20 protein-coding genes are annotated in these 23,908 nt (G+C 57.8%); 13 read left to right on the plus strand and 7 right to left on the minus strand.

The window, feature by feature from the left end:
- Positions 1-447: 447 nt before the first annotated feature.
- Both ydgH and ACEQFP_RS04445 read left to right on the plus strand, forming a co-directional pair.
- A complete protein-coding gene (ydgH, locus tag ACEQFP_RS04440; protein ID WP_370547512.1) occupies positions 448-1,398 on the plus strand; it encodes a DUF1471 family protein YdgH in 951 nt (316 codons plus the stop codon).
- 241 nt (positions 1,399-1,639) lie between these two features.
- Positions 1,640-3,031: an amino acid permease gene (locus tag ACEQFP_RS04445; protein WP_035598867.1), complete on the plus strand. Its 1,392-nt coding sequence runs from the start codon at positions 1,640-1,642 to the stop codon at positions 3,029-3,031.
- 107 nt (positions 3,032-3,138) lie between these two features.
- Here the strand turns inward: ACEQFP_RS04445 and ACEQFP_RS04450 are convergent, their stop codons facing one another.
- On the minus strand, positions 3,139-3,540 hold the full coding sequence (locus ACEQFP_RS04450; protein WP_005293714.1) for a hypothetical protein: 402 nt from the start codon (positions 3,538-3,540) through the stop codon (positions 3,139-3,141).
- A gap of 593 nt (positions 3,541-4,133) precedes the next feature.
- Here ACEQFP_RS04450 and folM point away from each other — a divergent pair.
- The 8 genes from folM (at position 4,134) to ACEQFP_RS04490 (ending at position 13,138) form a co-directional block, all read left to right on the plus strand.
- Positions 4,134-4,856 (plus strand): dihydromonapterin reductase, encoded by a 723-nt coding sequence (folM, locus tag ACEQFP_RS04455; RefSeq protein ID WP_370547513.1) that lies wholly within the window; start codon positions 4,134-4,136, stop codon positions 4,854-4,856.
- A gap of 15 nt (positions 4,857-4,871) precedes the next feature.
- On the plus strand, positions 4,872-5,591 hold the full coding sequence (gene rstA, locus ACEQFP_RS04460; RefSeq protein ID WP_005285935.1) for a two-component system response regulator RstA: 720 nt from the start codon (positions 4,872-4,874) through the stop codon (positions 5,589-5,591).
- Positions 5,592-5,595: 4 nt separating this feature from the next.
- On the plus strand, positions 5,596-6,906 hold the full coding sequence (gene rstB / locus ACEQFP_RS04465) for a two-component system sensor histidine kinase RstB (RefSeq protein WP_005285933.1): 1,311 nt from the start codon (positions 5,596-5,598) through the stop codon (positions 6,904-6,906).
- Positions 6,907-6,957: 51 nt separating this feature from the next.
- Positions 6,958-8,472, plus strand: coding sequence for a carboxypeptidase M32 (locus ACEQFP_RS04470; protein WP_370547514.1), 1,515 nt, complete (start codon positions 6,958-6,960; stop codon positions 8,470-8,472).
- Between the two features lie 396 nt (positions 8,473-8,868).
- Positions 8,869-9,339, plus strand: coding sequence for a GNAT family N-acetyltransferase (locus tag ACEQFP_RS04475; protein ID WP_370547515.1), 471 nt, complete (start codon positions 8,869-8,871; stop codon positions 9,337-9,339).
- A gap of 284 nt (positions 9,340-9,623) precedes the next feature.
- Positions 9,624-10,862 carry a bifunctional glucose-1-phosphatase/inositol phosphatase gene (gene agp, locus ACEQFP_RS04480; protein ID WP_370547517.1) on the plus strand — a complete coding sequence of 413 codons (1,239 nt, stop codon included), beginning with the start codon at positions 9,624-9,626 and terminating at the stop codon, positions 10,860-10,862.
- A 674-nt stretch (positions 10,863-11,536) separates the two neighbouring features.
- On the plus strand, positions 11,537-11,989 hold the full coding sequence (locus tag ACEQFP_RS04485) for an acyltransferase (protein WP_370547518.1): 453 nt from the start codon (positions 11,537-11,539) through the stop codon (positions 11,987-11,989).
- Between the two features lie 336 nt (positions 11,990-12,325).
- Positions 12,326-13,138 carry a serine protease gene (locus ACEQFP_RS04490; RefSeq protein WP_370547519.1) on the plus strand — a complete coding sequence of 271 codons (813 nt, stop codon included), beginning with the start codon at positions 12,326-12,328 and terminating at the stop codon, positions 13,136-13,138.
- A 45-nt stretch (positions 13,139-13,183) separates the two neighbouring features.
- Here the strand turns inward: ACEQFP_RS04490 and hrpA are convergent, their stop codons facing one another.
- The 4 genes from hrpA to ACEQFP_RS04510 form a co-directional block, all read right to left on the minus strand.
- Positions 13,184-17,068, minus strand: a complete 3,885-nt coding sequence (gene hrpA, locus ACEQFP_RS04495; RefSeq protein WP_396463934.1) for an ATP-dependent RNA helicase HrpA — start codon at positions 17,066-17,068, stop codon at positions 13,184-13,186.
- A gap of 321 nt (positions 17,069-17,389) precedes the next feature.
- Entirely contained in the window at positions 17,390-17,722 is a 333-nt protein-coding gene (locus tag ACEQFP_RS04500) for a YdbL family protein (RefSeq protein WP_005293696.1), read from the minus strand.
- A gap of 9 nt (positions 17,723-17,731) precedes the next feature.
- Positions 17,732-17,926, minus strand: coding sequence for a YnbE family lipoprotein (locus ACEQFP_RS04505; protein ID WP_005285910.1), 195 nt, complete (start codon positions 17,924-17,926; stop codon positions 17,732-17,734).
- Positions 17,919-20,525 carry a YdbH family protein gene (locus ACEQFP_RS04510; protein WP_097364669.1) on the minus strand — a complete coding sequence of 869 codons (2,607 nt, stop codon included), beginning with the start codon at positions 20,523-20,525 and terminating at the stop codon, positions 17,919-17,921. Before ACEQFP_RS04510 ends, ACEQFP_RS04505 begins: the two co-directional genes overlap by 8 nt.
- A 198-nt stretch (positions 20,526-20,723) precedes the next feature.
- Between ACEQFP_RS04510 and ACEQFP_RS04515 the strand changes: the two genes are divergently transcribed.
- Positions 20,724-21,719: a 2-hydroxyacid dehydrogenase gene (locus ACEQFP_RS04515; RefSeq protein WP_005285904.1), complete on the plus strand. Its 996-nt coding sequence runs from the start codon at positions 20,724-20,726 to the stop codon at positions 21,717-21,719.
- Between the two features lie 69 nt (positions 21,720-21,788).
- On the opposite strand, the gene ACEQFP_RS04520 is transcribed toward ACEQFP_RS04515, so the two are convergent.
- On the minus strand, positions 21,789-21,995 hold the full coding sequence (locus ACEQFP_RS04520) for a glycogen synthase (RefSeq protein ID WP_370547521.1): 207 nt from the start codon (positions 21,993-21,995) through the stop codon (positions 21,789-21,791).
- 369 nt (positions 21,996-22,364) lie between these two features.
- On the opposite strand from ACEQFP_RS04520, the gene ACEQFP_RS04525 reads away from it, so the two are divergent.
- Positions 22,365-22,787, plus strand: coding sequence for an META domain-containing protein (locus tag ACEQFP_RS04525; RefSeq protein WP_035598846.1), 423 nt, complete (start codon positions 22,365-22,367; stop codon positions 22,785-22,787).
- Positions 22,788-22,804: 17 nt separating this feature from the next.
- On the opposite strand, the gene ACEQFP_RS04530 is transcribed toward ACEQFP_RS04525, so the two are convergent.
- Entirely contained in the window at positions 22,805-23,059 is a 255-nt protein-coding gene (locus ACEQFP_RS04530; RefSeq protein ID WP_005285898.1) for a DUF333 domain-containing protein, read from the minus strand.
- A 177-nt stretch (positions 23,060-23,236) separates the two neighbouring features.
- Here ACEQFP_RS04530 and ACEQFP_RS04535 point away from each other — a divergent pair, with 177 nt between their 5' ends.
- Positions 23,237-23,890 carry an MgtC/SapB family protein gene (locus ACEQFP_RS04535; protein ID WP_005285895.1) on the plus strand — a complete coding sequence of 218 codons (654 nt, stop codon included), beginning with the start codon at positions 23,237-23,239 and terminating at the stop codon, positions 23,888-23,890.
- Positions 23,891-23,908: the final 18 nt, after the last annotated feature.

A 23,908-nucleotide genomic window follows, 5' to 3' on the forward strand; every position in this document is an offset into this window, starting at 1 on the left:
AGCTTGTTATAAACTACTGAAAACAGATGCGCCGATCCACTATTGTTCATCACGCTTGACAGTAAAATTATAAAATCTGCCTATTTGTCATAGTAATGCTGGCTAGCATCTGATTTCTGGACATTTATTGCACCGTTTCCAGCCTAAAAACACACACTAAAGCGTGTAATGGGCATCGGCGGGGTGGCGAGGCTGGATCAATGGATGTTAGAGGAGGCCGATCGTGTTGCCGCCAAGTTCGCTTGATGCACGCCGAGGCGAACAGGCCCCCAAAGCATTTATCGTATAAAATCCTGAGGCAAGGCAGGCAATTACATGTAATAATCGAGCGCATTATTGTGTGTCGTCATTGTTAAGCGCGGCAAGGTTTGGCAAAAGTGGGATGCCTCGGTGTGCGCTTCTGCCGCTAACCAATATAACTGAATAAGGCGTAAAGGATTTTTTGATATGAAGCTGAAAACCACCCTCATTGCGTCGGCCCTCCTCTCCGCGGCGGCATGCTCTGCCCAGGCGGCCCAGGAGCTCTCGCCCGAGAAAGCCGCGGAGCTAAAGCCTTTCGAGCGTATCACCATCACCGGCCGCTTCAATATGCTGAGTGAGGCGGCCGATGCCGTCTCCCGTCGTGCCGATCAATTAGGCGCCGCCTATTTTTATATTCAGGATACTAATGCCAGCAACGGCGGTGGTAACTGGCGTGTCGTCGCCGATATCTATAAGAAAGATGCGCCGAGTGTCGATAACGCGCAAACCTACCGGACGTTCTTCGGCGTCAAGGAGCTCCCCAAGCAGGAAGCCGTCCGCTTACAGCCTTTCGATACGGTCACGGTCAATGGCTTCTTCAATAGCCAGCCGGAGGTGAATGACGCGATAGCCCGGGCTGCGAAGAAGAAAGATGCCGCTGCCTTCTATATTGTCCGTCAGATCGATACCAACAATGGTGGGAATCAGAGCGTCACCGCCTATGTCTTTAAGGCTGATGCGCCTAAGCGCCAGGTACAGAGCCCCAACGCCATTCCCGCAGACTCTGACGCGGGGCGCGCGGCGCTCGCCGCCGGGGGTGCCGCGGCCGCCAATGTCGAGATCCCGGGCGTCGCGACCTCTTCCAGCATGAGCCATAGCGTCGGTCAATTCTGGCAGACGCAATCCTCCACCGCAAATCGTTACACTGTCACGCTCCCCGACGGTAAGCAGATCCAGGAACTGAATAACGCCACCGCCGCACAGATGGTTCCCTTCGACTCCATCACCTTCAGCGGTCGTTTTAACAGCATGACCGACATGTCGATAGAGACGGCAAAACGGGCGGCAGCCAAAGGGGCGAAGTATTACCACATCACGCGCCAGTGGCAGAATCAGAGCGGCGGTAACCTGACCGTTAGCGCCGATCTGTTTAAATAAACCACACTTGCTGCTATTGACGGCCCTACGGGGCCGTTTTCCCATGATAAACCTCGTATCACCGGCTATTTTTGAATAATTTTTTACTCAAATTGCATAGTCTTCCATTGCGCCCTCGGCGCACACTCCGTACAATCGGCGCCACTTTTACCACGCTCCGCGATGGACTTCGGTAATCGTCAGTTTTTACATCATAGCAATGTAAAATATGGGTTAATTTATCTATCTGTTGGATTTCGCCTTGGAAAAAAAACTCGGACTTACCGCTCTGACGGCGCTGGTTCTGAGCTCCATGCTCGGTGCCGGTGTATTCAGCCTGCCGCAAAATATGGCGGAGGTGGCAAGCCCCGCAGCCTTGTTGATCGGCTGGGCCATTACCGGCGTCGGCATTCTCTTATTAGCGCTCGCCATGCTGCTGTTGACCCGTCTGCGTCCCGATCTGGATGGTGGCATCTTCACCTATGCCAAAGAGGGGTTCGGTGAGCTGGTCGGTTTCTGCTCGGCATGGGGCTACTGGCTGTGCGCGGTAATCGCTAACGTCTCTTATCTGGTGATCGTTTTCGCCGCCTTGAGTTTCTTTACCGACTCGGCACAGCAGACGATTTTCGGTGATGGCAACACCTGGCAGGCGGTACTGGGTGAGTCGATCCTATTATGGGTCGTGCATTTCATGGTGCTGCGGGGCGTGAAGACGGCCGCCGGTATCAATCTGGTGGCGACCCTGGCCAAACTGTTGCCGCTGGGCCTCTTCGCCATCCTCGCCGCCATTGCCTTCCGCCTAGACACCTTTACGATCGACTTCACTGGCGTGAAGATGGGGGTGCCGGTTTGGGAGCAGGTAAAAGACACCATGCTGTTCACCTTGTGGGTGTTCATCGGGGTCGAGGGCGCGGTCGTGGTTTCCGCGCGTGCCCGCCATAAACGCGATGTCGGACGCGCCACCATGTTGGCGGTCGTCTCCGCGCTGGTGGTTTACCTGCTGATCACCCTGCTTTCTCTGGGTGTGGTGCCGCGTGCCGAGTTGGCCGAGATGCGTAATCCCTCGATGGCCGGGCTGATGGTGAAGATGATTGGTCCAGTCGGTGAACTCTTGATCGCGGCGGGTCTGATTGTCTCCGTCTGCGGAGCCTACCTGAGTTGGACCATCATGGCGGCGGAGGTTCCATTCCTCGCCTCACAGCATGGTGCATTTCCCAAGATCTTCGCCCGCCAGAATGCCAAAGAGGCGCCCGCCTCATCGCTCTGGCTGACCAATGGGGCGGTCCAAATCACCCTGATCCTCATCTGGGCGACCGGTGCCAACTACAACAATCTGCTGACCATCGCCTCAGAGATGATCTTGGTACCCTACTTCCTGGTTGGCGCGTTCTTGTATAAGGTGGCGCGGCAGCGTGGCGACCGTTGGATCACCCTGGCGGCACTCGGCGCCTGCGCCTACGGCTTATGGCTGTTGTATGCCTCTGGCCTGACGCATCTACTGATGTCGGTGCTGCTATACGCTCCGGGCCTGCTGGTCTTTATGTACGCCCGTCGGGCATTGACAGATCGTCAACGCATGAGTCTGCTAGAGCGAGGGGGGATCTGCCTGTTGCTCTTGGCGACCCTACCCGCCGGGTGGTTTATCCTGCATTAAGACATGCGCGCCCCAAGGGGCGCCATCCCACAATGCAAAAAGGTGGCCTAGCCACCTTTTCTTTTTAGTTATTTCACTACGACGGGCCAGCCCGCGATGCCTGACGCTTACTCGAGCGCGATCAAGAGGCGCTCACCATGCAGCTCGATACGGACTGGAATGGTGGACTGGGCGGCGATGGCGTGCAACTGAGACTCTTCCAGTGCATAGGGTAGCTGAATCTCTATCTCCGGCAAGCCCTGATGATTCACCAGCTCGATCAGACGCAGAATGTTGGTCTCATCGCTCACTTGGGTCGACAGTACCTGAAGCGCCAACTGACCAAGGCGTGAACTATGGCTGATGCGCTCGGTGGCCCCGCTATCGCGAGTCACCATACCAAACAGCGGCATCACGCCACAAATGGCATCAACGAAGCGCCAACGCTTATTACAAGATGCAGATAAAAAATGGGTATAGTCAAAACAGACCCGTTCGTGTTTTCCGACAGACTGATGAAGATCAGACATATTCCAGACTCCTAATCGCATCACGCTGGCGCTGAGTACATCCATGAATAGCGCATAGCATTTTATTTCTACGCTACCGGGCTATTATTCCAACTCACTGGTGAGAGTTCAATATAAAAGTTGTGGCTTTTAGGCTGCTAGGGATTAAACATACAAATAGCCTATGATACTCGTATCAACAGGTTAACTTCAGACCCAGTTTATTAGCAGCGAGTTAACATAAGCTGCACAACAAAAAATAAACAACACTTTGATTTAAAGAGATAAAACTTAATAGATATGGCGTATTTCAACGATAGGGAAAAACGTATTTAAAAAGATAACGACATATTAACCATGAGGTGGTTATCTTTATTTACATAATTACCTCTAGTGTTACGCACTGTTTTACCGCAAGCTATTCCAATCGTCGTCAATAATGGTGACGAAGATCACGCTCCATCTCGCACTCCCGTTATCAGGTGCACTATTGCACTATTTTGGTATTATCCTATATTTATTTACATCGAATTAACGCCATAGATATCGCCATGCAGCAAATGGCATAATATTTACGCATTACACATCCATATTGTTAACAGGAAAAGATAGAGATGGACAATCAACCGAGCGCACCGGTTCTCATCACCGGCGGTGCCCGTCGTGTCGGGCTAGCACTCACGTTAGCACTACGCGCCCGGGCGATTCCGGTCATCGTTGCCTACCGCAGCGAATACCCTGCCCTGACTCAGTTACGTCAGGCGGGAGTACAGTGTCTAGCAAGCGACTTTTCAACCACCGCGGGGATCTATGACTTCGCTCGGCGGGTACAGCAGGCCACGCCACAGCTGCGGGCGGTGATCCATAACGCGAGCGCCTGGCAGGCGGAGTCGAGTAGCGTCCCCCCCGAGCAGACGCTGAGCGCCATGTTGCAAATTCATGTCTATACCCCTTACCTCCTTAACCAGTTGCTTGAGCCACAACTACGCGGCCAAGGCGAGGCCGGGGCCGATATCATCCATATCACCGACTATGTGGTCGAGCGCGGGAGTGACGGCCATATCGCGTATGCGGCCAGTAAGGCGGCGCTGGATAATATGACCCGCTCTTTTGCTCGCAAGTTAGCGCCAGAGGTCAAAGTCAACGCCATCGCCCCCGCCTTGATCCTGTTCAACCCTGAGGATGATGAGACCTATCGACACAAGGCGCTAGACAAATCATTGATGAAAATTGCCGCAGGCGAACAAGAAATTGTCAACGCCATTGACTTCCTGTTGAATAGTCGTTTCATTACCGGTCGTACCATAGGGGTCGACGGTGGCCGCCCCCTGCGCTAACCAGGCTAAGAGACGATGAACAGAATTGTATTTGTTGAAGACGATCCCGATGTTGGTCAACTGATTGCGGCCTATCTGGGTAAACATGACATTGATGTCACATTAGAGCCACGCGGTGATACCGCCTTGGAGACCATCACCCGACTGAAACCCGACCTGGCCTTGCTCGACATTATGCTGCCGGGAAAGGATGGTATGAGCTTATGCCGCGACCTGCGCCCGCTCTATAACGGGCCTATCGTGCTACTCACCTCACTCGATAGCGACATGAACCATATTCTCTCGCTGGAAATGGGTGCTAACGACTATATCCTCAAGACTACCCCGCCGGCGGTGCTGCTGGCGCGGTTACGTCTACACCTGCGTCAACATGCAACGCCGCAGCCTGAGGCGAGCCATGCGCCTTCACCCTCGGCTCGCCTCAATCCGCTTACGATCGGCCAGCTATACATCGACCCGGTGAACCGGGCGGTACGCCTCGCTGCCGATGAGGTGCATCTCTCCACGTCTGATTTTGATCTGCTCTGGGAGCTGGCCACCCACGCGGGTACCATCATGGATCGCGATGCCCTGCTGCAAAACCTGCGCGGCGTTAGCTATGACGGGCTGGATCGCAGCATCGATGTCGCCATCTCACGCTTACGGCGTAAGCTCCACGACACCGGCCCGGAACCCTTGCGCATCAAGACCGTTCGCAATAAGGGATATCTCTTCGCGCCCCACGCCTGGGAGTAACGCGATGCGCAAATTATTCATCCAGTTCTATCTATTGCTGTTTGTCTGCTTCTTGGTGATGGCCATGTTGGTGGGCCTGGTCTACAAGGTCACCGCCGAGCGAGCCGGCCGCCAGTCGATGGATGATCTGATGAAAAGCTCGTTATACCTGATCCGCAGCCAGTTACGCGAGATTCCGCCGCGTGACTGGAACAAGACCATCAATAAACTGGACTGGAATCTCTCCTTTCAGTTTCATATCGAGCCACTCGGCAAGCGCCAGCTCTCAGCGAATCAGGAGCGCAAGCTCCGCGATGGCGAGATCGTCGCGCTGGACGACGAGTACACCTTTTTACAGCGTATTCCACGCAGTCACTACGTGTTGGCAGTTGGCCCCATTCCCTACCTGTTCTTCTTGCATGAGATGCGCCTATTCGATTTCGCCCTGATGCTACTCATCGGCCTATCGTTAGCGTTACCGGTCTTTCTCTGGATGCGTCCCCACTGGCAAGATTTACTCAAACTGGAAAATGCCGCTCAACGCCTTGGCGAGGGGCATCTCGAAGAGCGTACCCATTTCGATAGCACCTCGAGCCTGCATCGCCTAGGGGTCGCCTTCAACCGCATGGCGGATAATATCAATACTCTGATCGCCAGTAAGAAACAGCTCATCGACGGCATCGCCCATGAGCTGCGCACACCCTTGGTGCGTTTACGTTATCGCCTGGCGATGAGTGATAGTCTCAGCGTCGAGGAGCAAACCGCGATTAACCGCGACATTGGTCAGTTAGAAGGCTTGATCGACGAGCTATTGACCTATGCCCGGCTCGATCGCCCTCAAGTCAGCACCCACCTTGAGGCGCTCGATCTGCCGCTCTGGCTGGATGAAAAGGTCGCAGAGTTACGCCAGATGCATCCGCAGCAAGCAATCATTTTGGATATACCGCATCGTGGCGACTTTGGCGCCATTGATGTGCGCCTGTTGGAACGCTTGTTAGATAATCTGATTAACAACGCCTTACGTTACAATCAGGATAAACTACGCATTGGACTGTGGCTCGACGGTGATCAGGCTTGCCTACAGGTCGAGGACGATGGCCCGGGGATTCCGGCCTCCGAGCGAGATCGGGTCTTTGAACCCTTTGTCCGCCTCGACCCCAGCCGTGATCGAGCCACCGGCGGTTGTGGATTAGGATTAGCCATCGTTGCCAGCATCGTTCAGGCCTATCAGGGTCAAATCACCATCAGCAGCTCCTCGCTCGGTGGCGCCAGTTTCCTGTTCACCTGGCCACGTCACGCCGCCGCCCTACCATCAGCGCCGTTACCCTCGGCCTGATCTCGACTAATCGATTAGACGGCTCGCGACACGAGCCGTGGAGGTCCTATCATGACAAATGCCTATCAGCATCTGGAACATACCTTTCAACGCCTGGCTCGTTTCGGCCATCTCTCCGCGATCACGGGCTGGGATATGCAGACCAACATGCCTGCCGGCGGGAGCGTCGCGCGATCTGAGGCGCTGACCGAACTCAGCCTACTGATGCATCAAATCTTGAGCGATGCACAGACTGGTCAATGGTTGCAACGCGCGGAGCAAGAGAGTCTCAGCGAGGAGCAGAGCGCTAACCTGGCCGAGATGCAACGTCGCTACCAACAGGCCAGCCTACTCCCCGCCGCGCTGGTCGAAGAGAAATCCCTGGCGGGTATGCGCTGTGAACACGCCTGGCGCACGCAGCGCCAGCAGAATGACTGGCAAGGTTTCATGGAAAACTTCCGTCCGGTCGTTCGTCTAAGCCGTGAAGAGGCACGCATCCGTGCCGAACACGCGGGCGTCAGCCGCTACGATGCCCTGCTGGATTTGTATGAACCTGGCATGAATAGCGCCCGTCTCGATAGCCTCTTCGGCGATATCAAGGGCTGGCTCCCCGCGTTACTGCAACGTGTCGTGGAACGGCAGCGGCGCCAGCCTGCACATCAGCCACGTGGCCCCTTCGCCACCGAGGCGCAGCGGCGACTCGGGTTGCGCGTCATGGAGCGCTTGGGCTTCGACTTCCAGCATGGTCGTCTGGATATCAGCGCGCATCCCTTCTGCGGCGGGGTTCCACAGGATGTCCGCATCACAACCCGTTACGACAACGACGATTTCCTCAGCGCCTTGTTGGGGATCGTGCATGAGACCGGCCATGCTCGCTATGAGCAGAATCTCCCTACACAGTGGGCTGGGCAGCCCATTGGGGAGGCGCGATCTACCGCCATCCATGAATCACAAAGTTTGTTCTTTGAGATGCAAATCGCCCGTAGCCATGGATTCCTGAACTTCCTGCGCCCCTGGGTCATCGAAGCCTTTGGCGACGATCCCGCCTTTAGTGCCGACAATTTTGTTCGCCTCAATCAATCCGTCGCACCTGGCTACATCCGCGTCGATGCCGATGAAGTGAGCTACCCGGCCCACGTCATCCTACGCTATGAGATCGAACGCGCTCTGATCGAAGGCGATATCGAGGTGGAGGACATTCCCGCGCTGTGGGATGAGAAGATGCGCCAGTCATTGGGGTTAAGTACCGCAGGGAATGATCGCGATGGTTGCATGCAGGATATTCACTGGACGGATGGCTCCTTCGGCTACTTCCCGACCTATACCCTCGGCGCCATGTACGCCGCCCAATTGTATGCCGCCGCTGAGCGAGCGATTCCCGATCTATCCGCCCAGGTGGCGGCCGGTATGCTGGCGCCGGTCAGCGACTGGCTGCGTGAGCATGTCTGGCGCCATGGTTCACGCTGGGATACCGACACCCTGATCCGTAACGCCTGTGGGGAGCCGCTGAACCCAGATTACCTGCGGCGCCATCTGGAGCAACGCTATCTTGGCTCCCCGCAGGAAACAGAGGAGTGTTTACGATAAGGCATGTGTGCACCTTCCGCGCCGCGGGAGGGCATGGACGATGATCGTCTGTCTCAATAGCCTAGAAAATCATGACGCGATCCCGCTCTCGACGTTATTAGCGACGTAGCGCGGGATCTCGGAGTCTGTTAGGCATAAACAGCGTGTGCGCAATGCGCCGCCAGTCCATTCTATTCGCTGGCGACTCCGTTTTTTCTGCATCAGAGGGGCCGTTATGACGTCACGCTTTATCAACGGAGCCTCGCCAAGCACCGCGCCTCACGCCAGGGAGTTACGCCCCTTGTCGGTTGAGGTTGGTTGTGGCTGAAAGCGCCGGGATAACGTTGCAACAGCAGCTCGAACGGCATGAACGAGGCTTTATCAGCCGGGCTCCCCCCACCTGACCCGCGAGGTTTGATGAAAATAAGAAGGTTTAGACATGGGGATGAAATGGCGTTATTCCGCGTCTTTTTCTCTTCTGTACATACCATTGCATCACGCTACTACACTCGTGAACAAATCGCAGCCTGGGCTCCCGCCGATATCGACCCAGAACAATGGGCCCGCCATATGAGGGAGCTGCGCCCCTTTATCGTTGAGATAAATGGCGAAATCGCTGGATACGCCGATCTTCAGCCCAATGGATACATAGACCATTTCTTTGTCTCGGGAGCCTGCTCCGGCCAAGGCGTCGGGACATTACTGATGAATCGCCTGCATGAAGAGGCCATCCGACTCGGCGTGAGTGCGCTTACGTCAAATGTCAGCCAGGCTGCCGAACGGTTCTTTATGCGACATGGTTTTCATGTGGTGGAGAGGGGGTTCCCTGTCTGCCGGGGCGTGAGGTTACAGCAGGCCATAATGAGAAAAAATCTTACAAGACAATAAAATAACACATCAACATTATCTCCTGTATGCCTAACCTGCACGCTGAGCCCGCACTCTGTCCTAATGGCGCCTAGGCGCCGCTCCTGTGGAGATAAAACGGAAAAGCCGCGGGCGCCTTTCCGGCTGAGAGACGCCGAATGACCTCTACCACTTATGCCCATGGCCAGCGCCTGCCGATAAAGTCTACATGCAGCGTAGGTGTAACTTTGCGGTATAGCGCCAGGCAAATTATCGCCAACCTGTCACACTTTTACGGCGTATCAAAGAAGCGTAAGGAGTTAGGGATGAAAAAACAGATAGTCGCGGTCGTTGTCGGGGTGCTGCTGACGGCCGGTGCCGCACAGGCGCAAAGTGAACCGCAGGGATACCAGTTGCAGCAGGTGCTGATCATGAGCCGGCACAATCTACGAGCCCCGCTGGCCAATAACGGGAGCGTGCTGGAGCAATCAACCGCCAAAGCCTGGCCGCAGTGGGATGTCCCAGGCGGACAGCTCACCACCAAAGGCGGCGTGCTCGAGGTGTACATGGGACACTATGTGCGTGAATGGCTGGTGCAACAAGGGCTTATCAGCAGCGGCGAATGTCCTGCCCCCGATGCGGTATATGCCTACGCCAACAGCCTGCAGCGCACCGTCGCTACTGCGCAGTTCTTCATTACCGGCGCGTTTCCGGGGTGCGATATCGTGGTGCATCACCAGGATAAGATGGGCACCATGGATCCCACGTTTAATCCGGTGATTACGGATGCCTCTCCGGCGTTTCGCGAACAGGCGCTGAAGGCGATGGAGAGTGAGCGGCAAAAAATGCAGCTGGGCGATAGCTACAGGCTGCTGGCGAAGATCGTAGACTATCAAGACTCCCCGGCATGCAAAGAGAAGCACCTGTGTTCGCTGGCGGACGGAAAGGATCATTTTAGCGCCAACCTGGGGCAGGAGCCGAGCGTCTCCGGGCCGCTGAAGATCGGTAATTCGCTGGTCGATGCATTTACCCTGCAGTATTACCAAGGTTTTCCGGCGGATCAGGTCGCATGGGGCGAGATCAACACCGACGCGCAGTGGCGGCGCTTGTCGCAGCTGAAAAACGGCTATCAAGACAGCCTGTTTACCTCCCCGGCGGTAGCGCGTAACGTCGCCAAGCCGCTGGTAAAATACCTGGATAAGGCACTGGTGACCGACGCGGCGAAAGCGCCGAAAATAACCCTACTGGTGGGACATGATTCGAACATCGCCTCGCTGCTGACGGCGCTGGATTTCAAACCCTACCGGCTGCATGACCAGTATGAACGTACGCCCATCGGCGGAAAAATCGTATTCCAGCGCTGGCGAGATACGGCAAAAAACCGAGAGATGATGAAGATTGAGTACCTGTATCAAAGCACCCGCCAGCTACGCGATGCCGCCCCCCTGACGCTGGCGTCACCGCCGCAGCGGGTGACACTTGCACTCAGCGGCTGTCCGGTAGATGCCAACGGCTTCTGTCCGGTCGAACAATTTAATGCGGTGCTGAATCACGCAGCGCAGTAATCTTACGCCGGTACGGCCCGGGAAAGACACCCTGCGCCCTCCCCGGGCCTGCTACACGCATAAAGAGCGATCTCCCTTCCCCTTATCAGTATCAGAGCTCAGTCAGGCGGCCGTCAAAGAGCCCCCTTGCCCGGAGGTGTGCCATAGGCCCCCCTTCTTACCTGAAGAGTGGCGGTAACTTTTCGTTGGCGTATGGGTTTCAGGAGAGGGAGAAAACATGATCATATGTATGTTGTAACTAATTAACGTAAATGTAGGCGACACGCTCTCGTTATGTCGCGGCGTCGCTCTCGCCCCAGCCCGTGACTAGCCGCTAACCAGCGATAAGGCGAGCGATTTCCTGGCGCGAGCCAATTGGTGGAACGATCTGCGCAAGCCCGCTCTACTACGCCGCGAAAATCATCAGGGACATTTACATTACGCCGTTTTTTTGTTCTGCTCTTTCTGCTCGCTATCGCGACCGCACTCGGTCATCACACTACTCTCGCCCCTAGTGCCGGTGACCTCACGTATTGCGCGAGCTAACAGATATCACAACGCGGGTATGCAGGCACGCCTCGCTCTCTGCTCGACGGAATCGCCAGCACCCAGGCCTCCGAGCGAGGAGCCGATAACGCGTATCACGGCGCTATCCTGCCGCTCGCGCCCCTTCCCCCGCCATTGGAGCTAGGACGATGAGAATAGTCGAGAGTGAAATCCGTGACGTCATTTGTGGGAAAAACGTTACCATCATTAAACCGGCCAATATTTATGAATGCGAGCTTGGCGATGGCGTCTTTGTCGGCCCCTTTGTCGAAATACAGCAAGGGTGCGTGATCGGTAACGCGAGTCGCATCCAGTCACATACCTTTATCTGCCAAAACGTCACGCTGGGGCAGCGCTGCTTTATTGGCCATAATGTGACCTTCGCCAACGATCTGTTTCGCAGCGGCACGCCCGATCCGTCGGCGAAAAGCTGGCTGAGGATCGCCCTCGCCGAGGCTGTCGTCGTCGGTAGCGGAGCCACCATCCTATCGCCCTACATTTGTAGCGGCTCGGTCATTGGCGCCGGGGCGGTGGTCGTTAAACCCATCGAGATAACCGGTATTTATGCCGGAAATCCCGCCAGGTTGATCAGGCGACTGTAAGCCCCGTCGCCCGGCATGGCGTGGACGCGGCGATAAGAGGATACCCGTGATGAGGGAAAGGGCCATGGTTGCCTGACGACGTACAAAGGGTTACATGCCGAAACCATTCTGCCACAGTCGTCATCCCGGTAATCTTCTACCATAATATCATCGCCAGCCCGCACCATCAGGGTATCGCTATGTTTCGTCACTATCGCTTCGAACTGCTGCTATTGTTGCTGATCCTATGCGGTCTCATCGCAGCCAGTTTTTATCTGTAGCAAAGACACGGGCCGACATGGCAGGCAACTTATTGACTATACTGTTGATTGTGACAGATGACATATGGATTTGATTATGCGCTTCCCCGCTCTATTGAGTCTCACGCTGTTATTGACCCCTTGGCTGCCAACCACTGCGCAAGCGGATGATGGCCTTACCCCGGCGCAACAACGCCAACTCTTCTTCGGTTATGATGATCGTAGCCAAGTCAACGATGTCACAGCCTGGCCTTGGCAGGCCATCGGTCAGGTGGAGACGGCCAGCGGCAACTTATGTACCGCCACGCTGATCGCCCCTCGTTGGGCGTTGACCGCCGGTCACTGCCTACTGGCGCCGCCGGGGAAGATCGATCGTGCCGTAGCGCTGCGCTTCATCGCCAACGATGGGAAGTGGCGCTATCAGACACACCAACTGCGTACCCGGGTCAATCCCCAGTTGCAGAATAAACTCAAGGCGGACGGCGATGGCTGGATCGTCCCGCCGGCGGCCGCGCCGCAGGATTATGGTCTGGTCGAAATCACCGGCGGCCCGCTGCCTGACATCCGCCCACTGCCGGTCTGGCAAGGCACGGCACCGGCGTTGAGCGCCGCACTGAAGGCGCAGCGACGTCAGGTGACCCAGGCCGGTTATCCGCAGGACCATCTGGACGGTCTCTACCGCCATCAGGACTGTCTGATCACCGGCTGGGCCCAGAGTGGCGTCTTGAGCCATCGTTGCGATACCCTACCGGGCGATAGCGGTTCACCGTTGTTGATGCGAAACGATAAGGGATGGACGTTAGTCGCCATTCAAAGCTCGGCGCCCGCGCCGGAAAACCGAGCCTTGGCCGACAACCATGCGGTGGCGGTCACCGCCCTACAAGGCGGGCTGCAACGCCTGATGCAATAACAGGGCGAAGGGAGCGACGCCGGCGCCATGCCGCTCCCGACATGTTTACCCCTGCTCCAACGCCTCCATCGCCTGCTGAATACGCTTATCGGAGACCGGATAGGGCGTGCCCAGTTGCTGGGCAAAGTAGCTGACGCGCAGCTCCTCGATCATCCAACGGATCGCCTGCACCTCGGGCGCCTGGCGTCGCACGGCAGGCAGACGCTGGATCCACTGTTGCCAGGCCTGCTGTACCTGCTCGACACGCAGCATCTGCGCCCGATCGCGATGCGGATCGACGCCTAACTTCTCCAGACGCCGCTCGATGGCATGCAGATAGCGCTCCACATCCGCCAGACGTTCGGCGCCGGTCGCGGTGACGAAGCCCCGGTAAATCAATCCCCCCATCTGTGCTTTGATATCGGAGAGCGCCAAGGCCATCGTCATATCGACCCGCCCCTTCAGCCGCTTATTGATGCCGTTGGCGCAGGTCAGGATACGCTCGACCTGGGCGGCGATGGTCACCACCGTCTCATTGAGCTCGGCGCGCACCTGCTCGTGCAGCGCGGCGAAGGCCGACGCCTGCCAAACGGCGCCGCCATGACGGGCTATCAACGCATCCACACCGCACGCGATGCAGTCATCGATCAACTCCAACACCTTGCCATAGGGGTTGAAGTACAGGCCGAGCTTAGCCTTGTTGGGCAGCTTCTCGTGCAAGTATTTCACCGGTGAGGGAATGTTTAACAGCAGCAAGCGGCGCAAGCCGGCGCCCATCGTCTGCTGTTGCTCCTGCTCGGTTTCGAACAGCTTGATCGCCACGCTGTCCTTGTCGTCCACCAGCGCCGGATAGGCCTTGATAGCGTAGTTACCACGCTTCTGCTCGTAACACTGCGGCAGCTCACCGAAACTCCACAGATGTAACCCCTGCTGCTCCAGTCCGTCATCGGCCACGGCGGAGAGGGTCTGTTGTAATCGATCCTTGAGACGCAGCTTCAACGCCTCCAGTGACTTGCCCTCGGCCAACGGGCGGTTACGCTCATCGACCACCCGGAAGGTGACGCTGAGGTGATCCGCGACCTGCGCCAATTGCCAATCATCGCGTGACACTGTCACTCCCGTCATGCGACGCAGCTCGCGTTCCAACGACTCCAGCAACGGCAGCGCTAACGGCGTGGCTCGAGCCAGGAAGGCCTCGGCGTAGTTCGGTGCCGGCACAAAATTACGCCGCAGCGGCTTGGGCAACGACTTAATCAGCGCGATCACCCGCTCGCGACGGATACCCGGGATCTGCCAATCGAAGCCGTGATCCTCGATCTGATTAAGGATCGCCAAAGGGATATGTACCGTCACCCCATCGGCGTCGGCTCCCGGCTCAAACTGATAGGAGAGACGCAGACGGAAGTTGCCCTGCTGCCAGACGTTGGGATAGTCCTGTGCACTGATGCGCGTGGCCCCCTCCTTGATCAGCATCGACTTCTCGAAGTTGAGCAGCTCGGGTTGAGCGGCGCCCGCCTTCTTCCACCAGCTATCGAAATGGCGTGTCGATACCACCTCTTGGCCGATGCGTTGATCGTAGAAGGCGAACAGCGTCTCATCATCTACCAGAATATCGCGCCGCCGCGACTTATGCTCTAGCTCCTCAACCTCGCTGCGCAGACGTTGGTTGGCGCGCAGGAAGGCGTATTTAGCCTGCCACTCCCCTTGCACCAAGGCATGACGAATAAAGAGCTCGCGACACAACAGCGGATCGATACGCCCGTAATTGACGCGTCGCTCATTGACGATCGGCAAACCATAGAGGGTGACCTTCTCGCTGGCCATCACCGCGCCCTGGCTCTTCTCCCAATGCGGGTCACTGTAGCTGCGTTTGATCAGATGCTGGGCCAATGGCTCGATCCATTCTGGATCGATGCGCGCCGCCACGCGTCCCCACAAGCGCGAGGTCTCAACTAACTCCGCCACCATGGTCCATTTGGGCGGCTTCTTAAACAGGGCCGAGCCGGGGAAGATGGCGAAACGTGCGTTACGCGCCCCGGTAAACTCCTGCTTCTCGACATCCTTCTGGCCGATATGGGACAACAGCCCGCTCAGCAGCGCGCAATGTAACGCGCGATAATCGGCCGGGGCGCTATTGATATGAAAACCGAGTGACTTCACCACCTGACGCAACTGGGTATAGATATCCTGCCACTCGCGCACCCGCAGATAATTGAGAAACTCACTCTTGCACAGACGGCGTAGCTGATTACTGGAGAGCGCCTGTTGCTGCTCGCGCAGATAGTCCCACAAATTGACTAGCGCCAGGAAATCACTCTCCTTGTCCTGGAAGCGTCGATGTTTCTCATCCGCGGCCTGAGGACGATCGGCGGGACGCTCACGCGGATCCTGGATCGACAAACCGGCGGCAATCACCATCACCTCACGTAAGGCGCCGTTACGTTCCCCTTCGATCACCATGCGTGCCAAGCGCGGATCGATGGGCAGCTTGGCCAGTTGACGTCCCAAGGCGGTCAATTGCTGATGACCACGCTGATTCAACGTCACCGCGCCCAACTCTTCCAGCAAGCGAACCCCGTCCTGGATATTGCGCTTATCCGGTGCCTCGACGAAGGGAAAGGCGGCGATATCCCCCAGTCCCAACGCCGTCATCTGCAAGATCACCGAGGCCAGATTGGTACGCAAGATCTCCGGATCGGTAAAGGCGGGACGAGACAGGAAATCTTGCTCATCATACAGACGGATGCAGATACCGTCGGAGACACGTCCACACCGCCCCTTACGTTGATTGGCGGAGGCCTGAGAGATCGGCTCAATCGGCAGGCGTTGTACCTTCGTTCGATAGCTATAACGGCTAATTCGTGCGGTACCGGGATCGATAACGTATTTAATTCCTGGCACCGTCAGCGAGGTCTCTGCCACGTTAGTCGCCAGCACGATGCGCCGTCCGCTATGGGAGTGAAACACACGGTTCTGTTCGGCGGCGGAGAGGCGGGCATATAGCGGTAGCACCTCGGTATGCGGCAGCGCCAGGCGTGTCAGGGCATCGGCAGTATCACGGATCTCCCGTTCACCGCTCATAAAGATCAGAATATCCCCCGGTGTCTCGTGACCCAATTCGTCGACCGCGTCGATGATCGCCTGCGTCTGATCCCGCTCACCGTCGCCATCGGCAATCGGCCGGTAGCGCACCTCGACCGGGTAGGTACGCCCGGAGACCTCGATGATGGGAGCCTGATTGAAGTGGCGAGAGAAACGCTGCGGATCGATGGTCGCCGAGGTGATGATCACCTTCAGGTCTGGACGCTTCGGCAATAGCTGGCGTAGATAGCCCAGGATGAAGTCGATATTGAGGCTACGTTCGTGCGCCTCGTCGATGATCAACGTGTCATATTGCATCAACATGCGATCTTGCTGGATCTCCGCCAGCAGAATACCGTCGGTCATCAACTTAACCAGGGTATTCTCGCCCACCTGATCGCTAAAGCGCACCTTGTAGCCAACGCATCCTCCCAGCGGGGTCTCAAGCTCATGAGCGATACGCTCGGCGACCGAACGCGCGGCCAGACGACGTGGCTGACTGTGGCCAATCATCCCGCGCACGCCACGTCCTAACTCGAGGCACATCTTGGGTAGCTGGGTGGTCTTACCCGAACCGGTCTCCCCGGCGACGATCACCACCTGATGGTCTCGGATCGCCGCCAATAACGCATCACGTTTCTGACTGACGGGAAGCCCTGGCGGATAACTAATCGTCGGACAGGCGGCACGTCGATTGGCGGTCACCTGACGCGCCTGAGCGATATCACCGGCCAACGTCTCGGCGATCGCCTGCACGGCGGCGGGCTGAGTCATCTTCTTGGCGCCCTGGATACGGCGCAGTAAACGCTGACGATCGCGCAGCATGACATCATCAAGCTGGTCGACCAGCGCAGCAAGTGGGGATTTCACGATCAGAATTCCTTGGATTGGAAAGGTGCCGATAGGCAAACAGGCGCCGACGCGGCAGTTAATATCCGGGTATGTGACTATCTTACCACAGCACGGCGTCGCATCGGAGTGTGACGCCGCGCGCAATTTCCCTCTCCAACACGCGTCGTCGCGCCGAAAAAGCAACGCCATCGAGGGTCGGGTCGGTTTTCCCCCGCCCAAACACACCGTCGCTTACCCGCGCGCGGACGTCTCCCCCTGCTCTCACACCTCGGGACAGCGAAGCGCACCCGACGAGGACACGCCGCACGCGCTTAGGGCTTAGGGCTTAGGGCTTAGGGCTTAGGGCTTACGCAGCCACAATCCATTGATCCCTTGGACGTACTCCCCACGCGGGGCGCGTGCGACCAACTTCTCACCGGCCAGACGCGCCACACTCTCACGACTGACGCCATTGCTCTGCGCCAGAGCCTGGTAGCTCTGCGCTCGGCCCTGATTAACCCGCGCCACCAGCGCCAAGGTCTCGGCATCCTGACTACGCGCCGCCAGGTAACCGCTTAACGTCTCCCCCACACGTCCACTGGCACGCGCCTCATCCAGCGTCAAGGCCCAGGCCGGTGACGCCAGGCTCAGTGCCAACAGTATGCCCAGCAATCCTGTAAGATAACGATTCACGCGTCCCCCTTAGAATAGGCCGGGTTTAGACTTCAACAGGGCTTCCACCTCTTTATCCAAGGTGATGTGAATATCATGTTCGATCTTCACATTCATATTGATGGTGATCGGCTGGGTCGGTGCCGCCACTTCGATACGTGGCGTACACCCCGTCACCAGTAGCGCCAGCATTAACGCTGGCCCCATCATCATGGCGTTACTCATGCTGACTCCTCGTAATATGGGCCAAGCGGGACTCCAGCCAGGCCTGTAAGTTATCGCCGAAGCGTAGACTGCGCCACAACTGAAATACATTCTCTTGTTGGCGGTAGTTGAGTGCGATGACGCGTCGGTCATCCTTCATCCGGTTGATGCCATACAGGGTGGCATCCAGCGTCAGTTCGCCCAGATTGCTCAAATCGATGCGGGCATGAGAGCGCCCCACCTCCAAATAGCGCAACCAATCCAAGGCGGCCCCGCCCGCCAAATTATTCCCCTCCACGGCATCCACCATGTCCTTGTCCAGTCGTAGGGTGATCGGTCGTGTATTGGCGAACCAACCATTGTGGATGATCCATTGCGGATTGTGCAGATAGAGGGGCAACGCCCCATCTACCCGTCCCGACAGGGCAAACTGCTTCACCTTCAGCGCCGTGATCAGTTCACTCAACTCGATAGCGTGCAGGCGCAATACCGCCGCCTGGTGTTGGGGAAGACGCAGGGAGGATAAGGCCACCTCACCGCCAAACAGGCCGGCACTCACCCCTGACACCGTTAAGGGATAGGCCTCGCTATAGGGATAGTAACCCTGTAGATCCGCCTGGATCTGTTGCAAATCGAATTGATTGACCAGACGATCGATGCGCAGAGACACCGGCCCATGGGGGCCAAGCTGCCAACGACTATCGTGTAGACGGTAAGGCAAGATCAAATCCAGCCCTTCGACTCTCCCCTCCTTCAGCCATAGCCCCACTCGCTGTGCCTGGAGATGTCCCCCGGCGATAAAACCTTGCCCACGGGCCGCGGAGAAGGCCGCTTGAGCGTGGAAACGTCCGGCATGGAGTTGCATCCCTAACGCCGGCGCCAGTAACGGCTGGAAGACACGCATCGGTTGACTTTCCCACCAGGCCTGGCCACGCAAACGGGAACCATCCCAACGCCCGGCGAGGCGGATCGGGCCGATGGCACCGGCACGCAGATCACCACGCAACTGCATCGACTGAGGCGCGCTGCCGACAGCCACGACACGCAATTGTGGCGTGGGCAGGTAGCCGCCATTCTTGAAGTCGACCCGCCGAGCCGCGAGATCGAAGCCGGCGCTGAAGGCGGCATGCTGGGCCGAACGCTGCCAGATCAGCGGCTGACTCAACGTCAGGCGCGGTTGCGTCACACGGGCCAAGCCATAGGCCAGACGATCGAAACCGGCAGAGAGGTGATCGACGCGTAACTCATCATTCAGCCAACCGCCCTGACCGCTGACATCCCAACGTGCCCGTAATGGCGGCATGCGCCCCTTGCCCCAATAGCGCCAACGCCAACTGCCGCTGTCGGGGCGAAAGGCCACGGCCTGGCCATCGAGATGCAGTTGTCCCTCCCCCCAGTAACGGTGAGTGACGCGTAGAATCGCCTGGAGACGCCCACTGATCCCGGCACGATTGAGCTGAACCCCCGCCAGGGGCCAACGCGCCTCCCTGATCGTCGTCTGCGCATCCGTCCGCCCCCAGAAACGCAATAAGGCTCCGGGTAAGAAGCGTAGCGTGGGATCGTCTGGCGTCCCCGTCACCTCGGCCGAGAGCGCGGCGGCGAAAGACAATGCCTGCTGATTGACTCGCCCATCCAGGCGCAAAGGGAAAGCCCCCGGTTGGAGATCCAAGCGTCCTGGCCCAAGCTGCATCACCAGATTCGCCTTACCCTGCTCTCCCTGACTCAACATATTCAAGCGTGCCTGCAAGGTGGCATGGCGCCATCCCTGCCGCCACTCCTCTAACGTGAGGTTAATCGCCCCGTGGAGTGGTTGCGGGCCATAGGGCCAAAACCAAGCGCCGTCACGAATACGCAACCGATCCTGCTGCTGTTGCCAGGGGAGATCGAGTAATGGCCGCGTGCTGCCATCACGCGTGAGCCATGCCCGCCCCCCTTGCGCCTGCCAACGCAGACGTAACTGCAACGGGTCGGGCGTGCCGGCCAGACGAAACTGCGCCTGTAATGCCCCGCCAGGCGGGGTACTGGCCAGATCCAGGCCCAAGGTTATCTGCCCTTGGAGTTGCAGATCTTGATCCAGTTGCGGCAGCTTCAGTAACAGGCGCCGTACGCTCAATGCCTGGCGCTCCAACGCCACATCCAGTTGCAACTGTTCGCCATTCAGGCCTAGGCGTTGACGACCATTCTGATTATGCAGCTGTAGCGTGCCGCCATAGTGCTGCCAGGGGAGCAATGTCAATCGATCGATGGTGAGGTTCAACGGCGGCAACGCCTGTTGCAGGGCACTCAGCGTGGGCAAGCTGCCGCCGCCCGTCCCGGCACTGAAACAGCGGCTATCCAGCGCCAACGTCGCCGCCTGTAACTGCCAATGCGCCTGGCGATAACGCAATGCCGCCTGGCGCAACGTCAGTAGCGGGCATCCCGCCTGGCGATATTCCAGCTGCGGCAGGCGCAACGCGCCCTGGGACCAATAGGGACGCTCGGGCAGACGCAACGCCGCCCCGGCGGGCAGCCACGGTCGCAGTAGTGGCGGGAGCCAATAGGGCAGCGCCCACCACGCCGCGACGCCGCCGCCCAACACGAGTGCCGCCGTCAGCGCGCCGATACGCCACACTCTCCTCATACCGCCCCCGTTCCACCGCACGCTATCGCCTCATCATAGTGATCAGTTTAGCTAAATGACGGCGGGACAATAGCGGATTAATCTATTGCCATTCAATGCACTGAGAGGAAAAAATGATTTACATCACACCCCGGCGTCACTTTTGTCGACCATGGCGATTTTTGCTATGATGATCACAATTTAAGTTGGAGACATCGTATGAAACTCGCTATCTACAGCACTAAACAATACGACCGAAAATACATTGAGCTGGTGAATAAACAGTTTGGTTTTGAACTGGAGTTTTTTGACTTTTTACTGCGTCCCCAGACGGTCAAAACGGCCCAAGGGTTCGATGCGGTGTGCATCTTCGTTAACGACGACGCCGGACGTGAGGTGCTGGAGCAGCTAGCGGCCATGGGCATCCGCATCGTCGCGCTGCGCTGCGCCGGATTTAACAACGTCGATCTGGCCGCGGCCAAAGAGCTCGGGATCGCCGTCGTCCGCGTCCCGGCCTACTCGCCAGAGGCCGTCGCCGAACACACCGTCGGCATGATGCTAGCCCTCAACCGCCGCATCCATCGCGCCTACCAACGGACACGCGACGCCAACTTCTCTCTCGAAGGGTTGATCGGTTTTAACATGCATAACCGTACCGCCGGGGTGATTGGGACCGGCAAGATCGGCATCGCTACCATGCGTATCCTCAAAGGATTCGGCATGCACATCCTCGCCTTCGATCCCTACCCCAACCCGCAGGCGCTGGAGCTTGGGGCGGAGTATGTCGATCTGAAGACGCTGTATGCCCGCTCCGATGTGATCACCTTGCACTGCCCGCTGACGCCGGAAAACCACCACCTCCTGAATCAAGAGGCCTTCGCCCAGATGAAGGATGGGGTGATGATCATCAACACCAGCCGTGGGGCTTTGATCGACTCGAGTGCCGCCATCGACGCGCTGAAGCAACAGAAGATCGGGGCGCTGGGGATGGACGTGTATGAGAACGAGCGCGATCTGTTCTTCGAAGACAAATCTAACGACGTGATCCAGGACGATGTGTTCCGCCGCCTGTCGGCCTGCCATAACGTGCTGTTCACCGGTCATCAGGCTTTCCTCACCGAGGAGGCCTTGACCAGCATCTCGCTGACCACGTTGCAAAATATTGACGATCTGATCCAGCACCGTCACTGCCCTAACCTGCTTACCGCCGAATAGCCTGCGCGCATCCCACAAAAAAACCCGCCGAGGCGGGTTTTTTTTACTCCTTATCGACAGAGCGACCGTTTACGCCAGCGCCTCCTCCGTATACTGCTGGCGATAATAGGCCAGACGCTCATTGAACAACGCGCGTTGCTGCGCCGTCATATTACCCTGCACATCGCGGGCGCTGATGTTACGCCCCTGAAACTCCATCATTGCAATACTACTGGCCAGAAAGTCCATGGTATTTGTGCTAAACGCCGCGTTAGGTGGCTCGGATACCATCACCATTTCGCACACTCCTTTTTCTGTATTGATACACACGCCAATTGCCATCACCGCCACACAGCGCCATGGGGCACCCGTAAGCGGCGTGTCTCACGCGCCAGCCTGAAGACGCGACGAGACGCGGGTCGGTCAACGCCGCCCGCACGATGCTCCCTACTCCCTTACTCCGACGTCACTTCCGCCGCCGACGCCAGCATGACATCACACTGTGGCATACTGAATCTCCCCAACCACGCCGACGTACGATGATACGTCCCCGTGTTGGCGGGTGACGCATCTTAGACTTAAGTGTAGCGTTAAATGGAAAACGTGCCGGGAAAAGCAAAGAGAAATCGGCGTCGCGATGCGGCGATACCGAGATGGAGAAAAGAAATGATGCGCATCCTATTACTACTGGGCATGAGTGCCCTACTGGTCGGTTGTCGCCTGGCGCCAACGGCGGCCCAACTCCAACACCATCACTACGTCTTACAGGCTATCGATGAGCAACCGATCGCCGGCGACGCACAACGCATGACGCCCGATCTGGAGTTTGGCCAAGGGATGTGGCTCAGCGCCACACTCTGCGGCCAGATGAGTGGCCAGGCGACGCTACACGCGGGTCAGTTACGCGTCGCCGATCTGCAGGAGCAACCCACCCCCTGTGCCGATCCCCGCTGGCAGATGGCACAATCCCGCTTAGCGGCGCTGTTACGCCAAGGGGGGACGCTGCGCTGGCGCCAAGCCCCCTATAGTCTGGAATTAATCGATCGTCACGGCCACCGTTTCCGCTATCACCTACGCGATTGGTTATAGCGACCGAGCGAGGCCCCTCAATTGGGGCAGTTGCCGCTGATCACCCCGCGTTCGCTACAGCGTTTGCCATCCGGTAACTGGCACTGAACCAGTGCGCTGCCATCGAGCTGATGCGCCAAGGCTATCTCGCCCCCCACCAGCGCGCACCCCTCACTCAACGCCGCGCTGGCGGCGATACGCGGCGATGCCTTCGCCGTCTGCTCTGCCGCCTCATCGGCGCACCCCGTCAGCGCCAACGCCAGCAATGCCGCTCCGAACACCCCACCTCTCATCGATTGACTCCTCCCGACCTGTCTGATTGCGCGTTACCGTCTGATACTATCGCGCCCGCTGCGCGAGGCGGCAAACGCCTCAAGATTTGTTAACATAGACAGTTAACTGAACTCTGCTCGGGGTTGTACGCCGAATGGGGCAGGAAAACAAGCAGGTCACAAACAACTGAGGTAGGTATGGTCAGCGACTTATTGCTGCGCGTCGCCCTGGCAGGACTCTTGGGCGGATTAATCGGCATCGAACGCCAACTCCGCGCCAAGGAGGCAGGACTACGCACCCACATTCTGGTCGGTATCGGCAGCGCGCTATTTATGATCGTCTCGAAGTATGGCTTCGCCGATATTCTCGCGCTCAACCATGTCGGACTTGACCCTAGCCGTATCGCGGCTCAAGTGGTCTCCGGCATGGGTTTCCTCGGCGCCGGCACCATCATCATCCAGAAGCAGGCCGTCAAAGGGCTGACCACCGCCGCCGGGATGTGGGTCACCGCCGCCATCGGGCTGGTTATCGGCAGCGGGCTGTATGAGATCGGGATCTACGGCACCCTGATGACCCTGATCGTCTTGGAGCTCTTCCGTCAACTGAGCAACCGCCTGATGGGGCAACACCACCGCCTGAGCGTGCAATTACCCCCCGACAGGGTGAGCGCCCTGTTACTGGCCCTGCAACAGCAGCATCTCACGCCTGAGCGCCTCTCGCTGCGCCAAGCGCCGGACGCCACACTGTGCGAGGTTCGTCTCGAACTCACCCTACGGCCAAAGCAACCGATCAGCGAACTGTATCAGCAACTTCAGGCCTTACCAGGGATACAGATCATCGAGATACGTTAAGCGCACGCGCCCCTGGGC

Source organism: Edwardsiella sp. A.80236 (genome assembly GCF_044540725.1).
GTDB lineage: Bacteria > Pseudomonadota > Gammaproteobacteria > Enterobacterales > Enterobacteriaceae > Edwardsiella > Edwardsiella tarda.